The sequence below is a fragment of the Sphingomonas paludis genome, assembly GCF_053502515.1.
Genome location: NZ_CP187558.1, coordinates 2,042,060 through 2,054,595 on the forward strand (window position 1 = coordinate 2,042,060; position 12,536 = coordinate 2,054,595).

Sequence of the window (12,536 nt, forward strand, 5' to 3'; positions counted from 1 at the left end):
CGGAGAACATCCATGAAGCGCGATACCCACCCCGACTATCACATGATCAAGGTGCAGATGACCGACGGCACCGTGTTCGAAACCCGCTCCACCTGGGGCAAGGAAGGCGACACGATGCAGCTGGACATCGATCCGCTGGCGCATCCGGCATGGACCGGCGGCCGCGGCCAGATGCTGGATTCGGGCGGTCAGGTCGCACGGTTCAACAAGCGGTTCGGCGGGCTGTCGCTTACCAAGAAGTAAGCCGCGCTCGTCCCGACGGGATGAAAAAAGGGCCTGGTACCGCGATGGTACCAGGCCCTTTTTGCTGCAATCGACCGGCCGTGCGCGCCGGATTGGTGACCCCTACGGGCATAGTTCTGAAATTCCAGTAACCTTCAGAACGTCCCAACCTATTGATCAGGCATCGAATATTTGAAAACGGCTGGGCCAGCTCGTCCCACAGTCGGTCACAAAATCCGGATCAAAACGTGGGACGCAATGTGGGACTTCAGAAAGAGGTTTCCGATGGCGCTGACCACACTGAAGGTGAAGCACGCCGGTCCTGGCAGGCACGCCGACATGCATGGACTTTACCTGCTCGTGCGCGAAAGCGGGGCGCGTTCGTGGGTACTGCGGATGCAGCATGCCGGGCAACGGCGGGATTTCGGTCTTGGACCCGTGCACGACGTTTCATTGGCCGACGCGCGCATACGCGCTGCTGATTTCCGCAAGGCGGTTCGCGCAGGCATCGATCCGTCCTCCAGTCGGCACGGGAGCAGGAAATCAGCACCGACCTTCGAGAAGGTGACGCGCGACTGCTACGACGCGATGAAGGGCGGCTGGAAAGATCAGCGCCACGCCTCATGGATGTCGAGCTTCGAACGGCATGTGTTTCCACACATCGGGGGACGGGCCGTGACCGCAGTGGACAGCGCAGCGGTCCTTTCTGTGTTGGAGCCAATTTGGCTGACCATCCCGGATACAGCCAAGCGCGTGCTTCAGCGAATTGGCACCGTCCTGGACTACGCGCACATCAAGGGGCTAGTACCGGAGGAAGTTTCGCTTCGATCGGTGACGCGAGGTCTACCGCGCCAGACCCGTCAGGTCACCCACCGCGCCGCAATGCCGTATGAGGATGCTCCAGGCTTCATGAAGGCACTGAGCGCGCTTCCTTCCACGCTTGGTCGAGATGCGCTCAGGCTCACGGTACTGACTGCTGTGCGTTCCAATGAGACACGGAAGGCTGCGTGGGGCGAGTTCGATCTCGACATGGCGGTCTGGTCGATACCGGCGGCCCGAATGAAGATGAAGGAGGCGCACGTCGTTCCTCTCGCACCGGCCGCAGTCAAGCTGCTGCGCGCGCTGCGCCAGCGTCACCTGGAACTGCACGGCCAAATCAAGGCCGAAAGCCTGCCGTTCAGCTTCACAGGGGAGAAACCAATCAGCGATATGACGATGCTCAAGGTCCTCCGCGATATGAAGATCGGCGATGCGACCGTTCACGGTTTCCGCAGCACCTTCACCGACTGGGTCGCCGAATGCACCAATGTGCCGAAGGAAGTCGCAGACAAGGCCCTGGCCCACCGCATCGCCAACACAGTAGAGGCAGCCTATCGGCGCACCGACTTTTTCGATCGCCGCAGGGTGCTGATGAACGAATGGGCCGAGTTCCTTCTGACCTGAGCCTGTTGTGGCAGTTGTTGGGCCGATTGCTGAAAGGCAGCTTTCAGCCGACAGAATAGAAAAAGTTACCGTCGCGAGATTGCTCGTCGGTTGGCACTATCAACCGGTTCCCGAACGCGCAGGGCAAGATTTTTTGGTACAAGGTGCAGACGGTCCGCTGTTTCGGCAATTGCGACTGAGTACCTGCGAAAACTCTTCGTTGTAATTCAGGCCACGACACTCCGAGTCCAACCGTTATCTCCAGAAAGCGAGGCACACCGCTGACCCTGTGGGCGCGAGCGTGAGAAAGGCGATAGAGGTGGCGAGCGCACCCAAGGCTAGGATGGCGCAGATTCCGATCAACGCGCCGCGATGCCACCGTATTCTTTTCGCAAGATCATCGAACACGTCCATAAACTGATCAGCGACCGCGGCGAAGTCGTCCGAAAGCCGAGTCTTCTGGCGTTCGACCTCATTCGAGATTACCTCCAGCGTCTTCCACTGGTTGATACCAGCAATGACGAGCATGCTGACGAATATCCACGCCCCCAGCAGCACACCAAAATTGGCCCAAAAGGTCACGTCGCAGCCGGTCACTTTCTTCAGCTGCGACACGACGACGATGGTAGCAACCGGGATGCCGAGGAGTTGCCCCTGGATGTCCACGATGGTCTTGTGGATTTTACCCGCGAAGTCGAGACGCGCGGTCTCGACGTCATTCCGGATCTTCGAATAGGAGAAGCTGGAGGTGAAGAGGCGATACCCCTTATCCACCTCGTCGGCGAGGCGGTCCAGATTGCGGATCAGATAGCCTAGCCGGATGTCGGCGCGCATGGTCCCGACCATCTCGATCAGAGTGGTCTGGAGGATCGTCCGTTTTTCGTCGATGTGGAGTTCCTCCGCGAAGAGCCTGATGACTCGCGCGGCCTTCGCGACGACATCGCCCTGGAGGTCACGGGTGCCGAAACGGATCGGGACGACGACCTTATCCTTCCCGATGAAGATCATCTGGCGCATCGTCTCGTCGTTCAAGGAGGCGGTATCTCTCAGTATGCGCAGGACATCCAGGACGGCTCGGTATCGAAGGAGGACATCTGGGACGGGATGGTCGCCAGATGCGAAACTGGAATCCTTGACATAATAGCGCTCAGGCTCGGCGATAACGGCGCCGGGCGCCCGGAACAGGTCGTCGAAGGAGGAGACAAGCAGACCCATGCTCGCGGCATTTGGCGGGCCGACGTGAACGCGCAGTTCGGAGCCGACCGCCGGCTCATCGTCGCCATCGACCGTGATCTGGGTTTCGGCATACAGGTCATTATCGTCCATGATGGCGCGCAGATTTGCCGCCATATGCTCGCTGCCGACGGTCAACACGCCGCCGTCTTCGCCGTCGAACCGCGTGGCGCGGTAGATCTCGACGAGATCGGCGAATGTGATGTCAGGCACCAATCATCCCCTGCTCGCGCATTTGCCTCACCAGATCCTCAGGCACCTCAAACAGGGTGAGCGAGTTCGCCGCCTGATCGAAGCGCACGATGCTCTTGTCGACCGCCTCGCGAGAGAAGTCGACCGTCCACATCTTGGTCTTGCCGGTGAGGCGCACCAGCGTTTTGATCGCGCTCGCGTTTGGCACAAAGCCTTCGTTCAATTGGCGGTCGGTGTCAGCGAGGAAGCTCGACAGCTTGGCGGGAGCGTTCGGCATGAGCCGGTTTGCCATCGCCTCGAACTCGACAGGTTCCTTGGCCTTGTTCGCCTTGCCGAGGTACTCCATTGCGTCGGACAGGAAGGCCGTGGCGGTCTTGTCGTCCATCTTCTCGGCAATAGTGAAGTCCTTCAGTGCTCCGACGAGATGCAGCGTGTCCTTCCGTTCCAGAATCGCCGAATCACACCCGAGGAAATCTCGGAAATAGTCAGAGACGGATCCCTTCCCCTTCAGGAAGCTCAAATACCGGTCTTGGCCGTTGGCCCATGCCGTTAGATTGATGCGCCCGGCGAAGCGGAAGCCGTCTAGATCGAGCGTCTCGACGTCCTGTATGCCGCGCCGCTTGGTCAGCGCGGTGCTCAGCGTATCGGTGATGATCGTCACCAGAATGTAATCGCTGCCCTCGCGCCGGAAGTGGGCGAAGAACACGTGCCCGCCTTCCGAGGCCGTCTTCTTCCCGGCCTCCCGCGCAAGATTGTCCATCATCCGGCCGGTCAGGCCGAGGAAGTCCTTCTTTTCCGTTGTGACATAGTCGCGGATCTGCCCCTCAGTCGGCGATCCCTCGGCCGTGGTGAAGCGGCCATGGGATTTGGAGGTGCGCCGATTGTAGAGGTCGTAGATGATCGCGATGACCCGCTCGGCCGTCGGAGTGACCTGAAGAAGCTCCTCCGACTGAGTCACAGAATACACTGCATCTTTGCGATTCAGATCATGGATCGCGAGAGCTATTATCTCGTTCAACTGACTTTTCCCCCGTCCCATCCAATCGAGGATCGAACCTAACGCCAAGGTCGGCATTCAGAAACCGCAATCTGGTCCGCATGTCGCTGAGTGGTGAGGCCGGCTCAGCGAGTTAATCTGATTGGCAGCGATCCGTCCGCCTCCTGTCGGTCCACGCTCAGGCAGAGCGTGACAATGGCAGGAATAGCTAGCGAATATCAACGATATCGAAGAATCGCGTCGCGTGGTTGCGCTCACCCTTGACATAGCCCGCCTCCAATCTCATGTATCTCACAACAAGCGGTGAGACATATGAGATGATCGTTTCGATTCGCCAGCAATGTGATGACGCAGTCTGTGCCGGCAGCCATGCCGGACGCGAGCTACTGGGCAAGCTGCTGGCGTTGACCAGCGGCGAACCGCAGTCACCGTCGCCGCTCTTCCTGGATTTCAGAGGAATAGAAGTCGCCACAGTCAGTTTCGTCCGTGAGAGCGCATTGGCGCTCCGGGACTTCCTGCGCGCCCGGAAGTCAAATTACTTTCCGGTTTTGGCCAACGTCAATGAACAGATTCAGGATGAATTTGAAATCATCCTATCACTCAAAAACGAGGCATTTCTTCACTGCCATCTACAAAGTGACGGGCGCGTGACTAATATAAAGATGCTTGGCTCTCTCGATGAGAGGCTCAGGCATGTTTTCGGGTTGATACAAGAACGGGGCGAAATCGACGCGGGCGAGCTTCAACGAGAATTTGGTGCAGCGGAAGGCGTCCAGCAGACCGCGTGGAATAACCGACTGGCAGCCCTTGCGGCAGCTGGGCTGGTTACCGAAACAAGTCGTGGTCGCGCTAAACGCTATTGGTCCCTTTTGAAGGAAGGCTAACAGTGGGCACGGATTTCATCGAAAAAACCAAGCGGTCCTTTGACAAGCATCTCGATCGCCAGAAGGCGAAGTTAGCGACGGCTGACCTCTTCACGCAAGAGCTTGGCGATATGTGCCAGACCTTCCCGGCTGTCATTCAGGATGGAGCGGTTGTCACGCCCGGCGAGGCTCTCATAGCCGAAGTGGCAGGTGGTCAGCTCATTTTGACGCATGACTTGCGTGTTGTCGCAATCGTGGCTGATCCGCCTGTTGCCGTTTTGAACGCAATTCAGGACTCGTGCGGCATCGCCACCGCCCTCGTTCAGGAAGTCCATATCTTCTCCGGCATTGCCGAGGTGACGCTGTGCTGACACCCTACTCAGAAAATCCTGATGCGGTGCAAGCCCGTCTGCGACGGCGGCTCCGTCGACATTGGGATCAGCCGCACCTGCCAACCTCCTTAGGCTGTTCCCTCTGCCCGCAAAAGGAGATGTGTGGAGGGCTGCATACCGAAATCAGGCAATTCGACTGCCTTGCCTATTGCTGCGGCAAGCCGGAGGGCTGCACTAAGGTTTGCCGAAAGAAGCCGGAGCTGTTCACTCAACAGGTGCGCGAGATTGGCGGTTTCGACCTCGCTCTAACACCGCGCTCGCCTGCGTTGGAGCCGCCAGCACTGCCGCCCTTCGCGCCAGTCATCTATCATCGTGGTAAGCGGCAGGTGCCTTTGGATCGGCCAGCGGTTGCCCTACCACTTTACGCCCTTTTCTCGAAGAAAACTGGGATCGGCAAGTTTGCGTCGCGCGAAGCTCTTTGCGCCGCGTTCGCCATTTCGCCGGAAACGGCGATCATCCTCACCGGCACGGATCAGGATGAAGCTCTTGAACGATGGTGGGGCTACGGCGAGGAGCGCAGGCGCGAAGGGATCGCCTATCTGCGCACGCTGGGGGTCGCGCTGATTACAACACCAAATTACAGCCTTTTCGCCAATATCCCCCGCACCGACGATATGCACTCAATGAAGCGAATTGCATTGGTGCATTCGGAGTTTCTCGAGGGTGGCATCCCTGCCGCCCTCCATATCAACGGCCGCACGGAGCAAGATTTCGCGCATTGGGCAGCCTTCCTGGCCGCCCGACCGGAAATCACGCACGTCGCTTATGAATTTGGAACGGGCGCTGGATTTTCGGAGCGGATACAACAGCATTTGGCTTGGCTCGAATCCATTGCGCGGGCGCCGGGTAGGCCGCTGACATTGGTAGTGAGGGGCGGTTTTGAAATCCTCCCGGCGCTATCTGCGGCGTATGAGCATATAGTCTTTCTGGACACCGCCGTTTTCATGAAAACCATGAAGCGTCAGCGCGCTGTCCGCGTCGCCAATTCCAAGTTGGATTGGCAGCGGTCACCTACGCTACAAGGAGCTTGTCTCAGCACGCTGTTCGAGGAAAACAACCGCGAACGAGAAGCCTTGGTGAGGCTTCTCACATCCCCTCCACCGTCGTCTATCGCGACCTGATGGTAGTCCCCGCGCTCGATTTCCGCGCTCTCGATGACGTGGCATTCGCGGCGGAACGCGGGAAGCTGGGCAACATCCCCGCGACCTACCGATTGAGAGCAGATCGAATAGGGCCATTTCTAGAATTATTACATCTACAGCAAAGTGGTTTGCTGCCGCCCAATCCTTGCTGGCTTGAGGTTGGCGATCTCACCGATCTTCAAGCAGCCATTATCGCGGGAAAGGCAGCTTTCGCGTCCGATGGCGAAGCGCGCGTCAGTATGATGAAATTGGCACCCCTCGCGATGTCGAACGAATGGACCGCATTTGCGATGGAAGCACGGCGGGCAGCGGTGTTCGCTGGGTTCGACATGAGTTGGGCTGGGCAATTGATAGCGGCGATCCGAGAGCTGGAGAATAATGTTCGGGATCACTCTGGCGCTGCAGAGAGCGCCTATATCGCGATCCGAGCATCGGCTGGCAATTTCGAGTTTGTCGTTGCCGATGAAGGCAAAGGTGTACTCGAAACGCTGCGCGAGGCGGCAGATTTCGTGAATCTGACGAGTGACGGAGATGCTCTCCGGGCCACGCTATCAGATGGTGTTTCGCGGTTCGGTGTAAACAAGGGGCGAGGCTTTGGTTATGCTCCACTTTTTACCGGCCTGGTCAATCGGCGGGCAACCCTCAGATTCCGATCGGGTCGGGGCTCGCTTGTGATGGATGGTGTTACACCGGCTCTGCCGTCTGCTCAGATCGGTATGAAGCCACGTTGCCCAGGTCTATTTATCTCAGTGTGCTGCTTTGCGAATTGAACTTTGGCGCTGCCACCGTCGCATATCGGAATGCGAGCGCCAAACACCCGCTTGAAGGCTTCCAACTGAGCGCGATGCCGTGCGGGCCCATTGACACTTGCTGGCTGACCGATCGCCGCTTCTCTCGGGGATTAACTTTGCCCCAGGAACAGCCGTAACCGAAGCAGCAACAGCCACCACTAAATGCCGCCACCGATGTCCGCCTTATTCGGATCACTACCCGGAACCCGGCAGCGGACGACCAAAGGTGAACCGTCGGAAATCCTGCCATCGGCGGATGAACCGAACGACTGATTTTTGGGTCGCTCGTGCTAGCAGTGAACGGCCGAGATCGGGGCGCAAAGCTGACAGGCTGCCGATAGCGGAACCAGCCTGATCGTTTGTGGGCCGGTTGCCGCCTTTCCGGTTCTGGGGACCAAATCAGGAAAGCGGACATTCGGAAACGGAGTAGCCATAAGGCGCTGCGAGGCGTTGTACTTCGATGAACATTCACCACACGCGCTTAGGCCGCGGCAAACCCCTCCTGCTCATTCACGGTCTGGGGGGAAGCCACCGCAGTTGGGATACGGTCTCTACTGCTCTTGCCGAAGCGCGGGATGTTATTGCCATCGACCTGCCCGGCCATGGGCAAACTCCTTCAGAGGCCGACAGCGGCACGTTTGTCGGGTTGACGCGCGGCTTGGAGGAGTGGCTGGTCAACGAGCATCTCGAAGGGATCGATATGGTCGGCAGCTCGATGGGCGCTCGCCTCGTGCTCGAGATGGCGCGGCGGGGTCGTGCCGGCGCGGTGGTCGCCCTTGATCCGGGCGGTTTCTGGCAAGGGTGGGAACGCATGTTCTTCAGGACCACCATAACGGCCTCGATTGCCTTGGTGCGGGCGATGCAACCGGCGCTTCCCACCATCACCAGGAATGTCGCCAGCCGAACCGCCCTCATGCTCCAGCTCTCTGCAAGGCCGTGGGTGCTGCCCCCCTCTCTGGTACTGAACGAACTGCGTTCGTTTGCCGAGACCTCTACCTTCGATTCGCTGGTGAAGGATCTCGCTTCGGGTCCGATGCAAGAAGGCCCCGCAAACACTGATGCGCCGGTCGTCATCGGCTGGGGCCGCAAGGATCGTCTGTGTCTTCCAAGGCAGGCGAGCCGAGCGACGGTGGCATTCCCAAAGGCAAAGTTGCATTGGTTCGAGCAGAGTGGACATTTCCCCATGTGGGATCAGCCAAACGCGACAGTTACGGTAATTCTCAACGCCACGGGTCAGTGAATCTGGGTGGCAGCGGCGGGGCTGGTTGGTAGCCGAACCGCACAAGTGCAAGCGATGTGGGCGGCAGCGGGGAGCGAGGAGAACTGGCGGGCTTGGAGCGAGCGGTAGGGGTGAGGGTTGAGGCGGTTATTGGGCCGTTAACCGTTGGTCGGGTTTCAGGCGCGCATCTGGCGAAGGCGGACAGGCAGGCATCGCCTGATGCTTCACTTGATTGCTGACGGCTAAGCTCGTCGTCTGCCGCCCTTAGACGCCGCGTTGTCGCTTGGAACGCTATCAAGATGTTGAAACCATCGGCGTAGTTAGCCAATGTGGATCGCTTCCGCGACAGCCATAGGCATGATAGAAGCGTTTTGAGGTGGTGATGACGTCGGGTATTGAGATGGCCAGCGGCAAACACCGGTTTGCAGCGCTGCTGAGTGGTCGTGGCGACACGGCCTATGACCGGCCTTTGCTAGAAACCAAGGACTGGATAGTCGCGCCGACCCTGGGCGCGATCGTCCCGGGCTGGCTTCTGGTCATCCCACGCCGTGCCGCAACCAGCTTCCGCGAATGGACTGCGAGATCCGGACTCGTGCCGCTCTCTGCAGTGGTGGACGTCGCAGCGCACCTGGGTCTCGCGATGAACGAGATAATCTGGTTCGAGCACGGGCCGGCGACTGCTGGCACCGTCGTCGGATGCGGCCTCGATTATGCGCACATGCACATGATCATACGCCCGCAGTTCGATTTCGACGCCTTCGCAGCAACGGCACATGCAATGACTGACCTTGAGTGGCATAATTCGGAAGCCCACGACGCGTACACACGGGTTGGTACAAGCTCCTACTTTATTGCCGGTTCGGGAGATTCGGCGATGATCGCGACCGAGGTCGAGACCGCGGGCTCCCAGTTTTTCCGCCGCGTTGCTGCCTCGTTGATTGAGGATGGTGAGAGCTGGGACTATCGCAGCCATCCGCATAGCAAGAACATCCAGGGTACCATCGAGATGTTCAGTCGTCTCGAGGACGCCAAACGACGTGGCTGCTGATGCCGAGATACCCGTACCGACGGAACCGGCAGCGCCGATGAAGCCTACCTTGGGTGGGATTCAGGACTATACCGACGGCCGAAAGCCTTGGGAGTGGGAGTCCAGATATCCCGCTCCCGCGCGGCGTGAGATGAACGTCGAGACACGCGCGCTACTCGCCATGTTGATTGTTTCGATTCTCGGTGCCGGATTCTGTCTGGGCCTTGCCGATCAGAATGTTTCGATCTCGGTAGGTGGCCCCGAACTGTCTATCAGCTTTCGATTGCTGGCCATTTTTTTCACAGGGTCGGTTGGCGGGGTTACCTTCTCTATCAAATGGCTGATCCATTCGGTGGCCAAGGGCAAATGGCACCTGGATAGACGATATTGGCGGCTGATGACGCCGATCGTCGGTGGCGTTTATGCCTGCGTGGTCATGACGTTGTTCGCGTCCGGCATGTTTGCAGCGGAGACGGCAGCTGTGCCCACGGCGGGGATTGCTCCCACCGCGGCGCTTGCATTCCTTGTCGGCTATTTCTCGGACGGCGTGAGCGGGTTGCTCTCCAATATCGCCAACGCCGTGTTCGGCACGCTGGAGAAAAAGTGAACGATATCATCCTGTCCGATGCATATGAGCGCATTGACTGGTCGGACGTTCAACAGTTCGCTTCCCGCTTCGGCGTGAAGGGGGCGAGTTCGCTCGCGATCCCGAGGTCTTGGACGCCCCCATTTGCATTGATCTCCGCACCGCTGGCCACCACGGTTGGAGCATCAAGCGCTTGGCTTTCTGATCTTCTGGTTGCCAAGCTCGCCGAGATTGCGGGGCCAAGAAAGCAGCTTTTGGTGCGTTCGAGCGTCGTTGGCGAGAGCATATGGGAAAGGGGCACGTTTCAAAGCCACGCGCTGGAAGTTAACGATGACCCAGTCGCCTTCGGCCAAGAATTGATTGAGGCCATCGGCAGGGTCCTTGCGTCGACCGAAGGCCGAGAATCCGGGATAATGATCCACCGCCGTATTCGGCCGACAGCACAGGGTGAGTTTGGCAACCTACAACGTATCTCTAAGACCCGAGACCATTGGGAGATCGCAATAAGGGAGGCCGATGGCCTTACCTTGCGCCAGCGGTTGAACAGCCAGCGCGATCAAGCCGCTGAACCTGAAGCGCCCCTTGCCGTCCGGTCTGGCCTGGCACGGGAGAGACTATTCGGGAGCGTGGGCGCCTGGCTCAACAACGAGCTTCTTCGAGGACGATCGCAACGGCTAAACTGCGAGTGGATCACCGACAATAGCGCCTATTATCTCGTACAGCTCGACGAGGAGGATGAAGATCTCTGGGGCGTAAATCCTTTTCAGGTGCGCGTGGCGCCAGCGGTACGACCAGCAGCGAATAGCGGGGCCTATTTCCGCTTGGCAGAGGGAGACGCGCTTCGCGAGTGGGACAAGCTGGAGGTCCTTGAACAGTTGTGGGAGCCCGATGCGCTTCATAAGCCGACGCTATTTTACGCGCCGCTGACCACCCTGCCCGCTAGGCTTACAAATTCGACGCAGAAGAAGCTCGAAGAGGATTTTCGGACCCTGATCGGCGTGACAGGTATCGTCGTGCGCACGAGCGTTGCCGCCGGTGCCGAAAAGATTACCAACCTGCCTCGATCGGAATGCCTCGATTCCGCTGCAGCCGCCGACTGGGTTCTGAAGCACGCGCGAGATCTTCGACGTAAAAACCCCGATGCTCAATTCGCATTCGTCGCTCATCGCTTCGTTGCGTCGCGCAGCAGCGCTTGGGCGCGCGCCGAACCGGAAAACCCGATCGTCGAGATCAATTCCCTCTGGGGCCTACCAGATGCCCTTCAATATTGCCCCTATGATATCTGGGAAGTGCATGTGCCGACTGGCCACGCCACCGAGTATCCCGATTACAAATCCGACATGCTCATCTCGCAACCCGACGGCGGCTGGGAATATGTGCGAGTCAAGAATGAGCTCGCCCGGAGCAACTGCATAATTTCGAGCGAGGCAAAGGACATCGCGTTACGATCTTCATTGATCGCCAAGCGTCTTGGGCGCGCTTGCCATATTATGTGGTTCGTCGGGTGCGTCGATGCAGACGGCAACACCTTCAACATCCCTTGGTATTGGACTGAGGCGCATGAGTCAGATCACGATCCCGGCCGGAACCCCGACCGGAGCAGCTACAAGGTCTTCACCGTCAGCGATCGTGAAACGCTTGGGCATTTCGTTGCCTGGGAGGGGCCGCGAACGAAGCAGGCGCTTGCCTTACGTCCAACAGATCTCAACCTGATGCGCGACAACGGCTTCATTGAAGCGGTCGGAACCGCCGCACATAATGCGCGCGTTCCTATCATTTTATCTGGTTCGACGCTCGCTCATGCATTCTATCAGCTGCGCAAAATTGGCTGCACGATCGTCACCCCAACCGAAAAGGATCATTCTCGCGTCCGGAGGTCGACGAACCTCGGCAAGCTGGTACGTGACAAAATTCCCGAACGAATTGCTCAGCGACACGAACTCCAAGTCGCCCGCCAAATGTCCGGCAATCTTCGCAAGGGTTTCCTGATCAGTAAACTGCTCGAGGAAGCGCTTGAAGTGCGAGAGGCCTCGGACGGATCCCAGAAGCTCGAGGAACTCGCTGACTTGTTCGAAGTCTTTCGCGCCATTGCCAAAGCGGAAGGTGTTTCGCTCGATGCCGTGAAGCGGGCAGCGGACGAGAAGAAACGCAAGGCCGGCGGTTTCGAAGGGGGCCTTATCCTGCTTCAGACCGGAATCGGTGGCCCGGATGGTAACGCGCTGGCTGACTGGGAACGTGGGATTGGCGAAGTTTTGACGGACCGCTCTGCAGAAGACGTCGCGGAAATACCCTTCTCTTTTTTCGGCTTCATGGAAATGGGTCAGTCCCGCTCCATATATTTCGAGCAGTTAGGGATACGACTCGACATAGCACTCAAGGCGGATCGCCTCGAGCTACGACTAACGCCCGGCCCTCAGCAGCTCGGCCTTCCGCTCAACTGAGCGGGACAC

General features: G+C 58.8%; 12 protein-coding genes. 10 read left to right on the forward strand and 2 right to left on the reverse strand.

Annotated features, from left to right (window positions below; translation table 11 throughout):
• Nucleotides 1-12: 12 nt before the first annotated feature.
• Both rpmE and ACPVPU_RS09805 read left to right on the forward strand, forming a co-directional pair.
• Nucleotides 13-243: a 50S ribosomal protein L31 gene (rpmE, locus tag ACPVPU_RS09800; RefSeq protein ID WP_448657757.1), complete on the forward strand. Its 231-nt coding sequence runs from the start codon at nucleotides 13-15 to the stop codon at nucleotides 241-243.
• Between the two features lie 264 nt (nucleotides 244-507).
• The gene (locus ACPVPU_RS09805; RefSeq protein ID WP_448657758.1) at nucleotides 508-1,665 is read left to right on the forward strand and encodes a tyrosine-type recombinase/integrase; all 1,158 of its coding nucleotides are present in this window, start codon (nucleotides 508-510) and stop codon (nucleotides 1,663-1,665) included.
• Between the two features lie 234 nt (nucleotides 1,666-1,899).
• Here ACPVPU_RS09805 and ACPVPU_RS09810 read toward each other — a convergent pair whose 3' ends face one another.
• Entirely contained in the window at nucleotides 1,900-3,090 is a 1,191-nt protein-coding gene (locus tag ACPVPU_RS09810; RefSeq protein WP_448657759.1) for a hypothetical protein, read from the reverse strand.
• Entirely contained in the window at nucleotides 3,083-4,144 is a 1,062-nt protein-coding gene (locus ACPVPU_RS09815) for a nucleoid-associated protein (protein WP_448657760.1), read from the reverse strand. The genes ACPVPU_RS09810 and ACPVPU_RS09815 overlap by 8 nt, the downstream gene beginning before the upstream one ends.
• Nucleotides 4,145-4,383: 239 nt before the next feature.
• Between ACPVPU_RS09815 and ACPVPU_RS09820 the strand changes: the two genes are divergently transcribed.
• The 8 genes from ACPVPU_RS09820 (at nucleotide 4,384) to ACPVPU_RS09855 (ending at nucleotide 12,527) form a co-directional block, all read left to right on the forward strand.
• Nucleotides 4,384-4,950: a hypothetical protein gene (locus ACPVPU_RS09820; RefSeq protein ID WP_448657761.1), complete on the forward strand. Its 567-nt coding sequence runs from the start codon at nucleotides 4,384-4,386 to the stop codon at nucleotides 4,948-4,950.
• Nucleotides 4,951-4,952: 2 nt separating this feature from the next.
• Nucleotides 4,953-5,300, forward strand: coding sequence for a hypothetical protein (locus ACPVPU_RS09825; protein WP_448657762.1), 348 nt, complete (start codon nucleotides 4,953-4,955; stop codon nucleotides 5,298-5,300).
• Between the two features lie 119 nt (nucleotides 5,301-5,419).
• Nucleotides 5,420-6,442, forward strand: coding sequence for a hypothetical protein (locus ACPVPU_RS09830; RefSeq protein ID WP_448657763.1), 1,023 nt, complete (start codon nucleotides 5,420-5,422; stop codon nucleotides 6,440-6,442).
• Nucleotides 6,442-7,233, forward strand: a complete 792-nt coding sequence (locus tag ACPVPU_RS09835) for a hypothetical protein (protein ID WP_448657764.1) — start codon at nucleotides 6,442-6,444, stop codon at nucleotides 7,231-7,233. Before ACPVPU_RS09830 ends, ACPVPU_RS09835 begins: the two co-directional genes overlap by 1 nt.
• A 481-nt stretch (nucleotides 7,234-7,714) precedes the next feature.
• Entirely contained in the window at nucleotides 7,715-8,494 is a 780-nt protein-coding gene (locus tag ACPVPU_RS09840; RefSeq protein ID WP_448657765.1) for an alpha/beta fold hydrolase, read from the forward strand.
• Nucleotides 8,495-8,855: 361 nt separating this feature from the next.
• Nucleotides 8,856-9,521 (forward strand): hypothetical protein, encoded by a 666-nt coding sequence (locus tag ACPVPU_RS09845; protein WP_448657766.1) that lies wholly within the window; start codon nucleotides 8,856-8,858, stop codon nucleotides 9,519-9,521.
• Nucleotides 9,511-10,107 (forward strand): hypothetical protein, encoded by a 597-nt coding sequence (locus ACPVPU_RS09850; protein WP_448657767.1) that lies wholly within the window; start codon nucleotides 9,511-9,513, stop codon nucleotides 10,105-10,107. Before ACPVPU_RS09845 ends, ACPVPU_RS09850 begins: the two co-directional genes overlap by 11 nt.
• Nucleotides 10,104-12,527 (forward strand): hypothetical protein, encoded by a 2,424-nt coding sequence (locus ACPVPU_RS09855; RefSeq protein WP_448657768.1) that lies wholly within the window; start codon nucleotides 10,104-10,106, stop codon nucleotides 12,525-12,527. The genes ACPVPU_RS09850 and ACPVPU_RS09855 overlap by 4 nt, the downstream gene beginning before the upstream one ends.
• Nucleotides 12,528-12,536 lie beyond the last annotated feature (9 nt).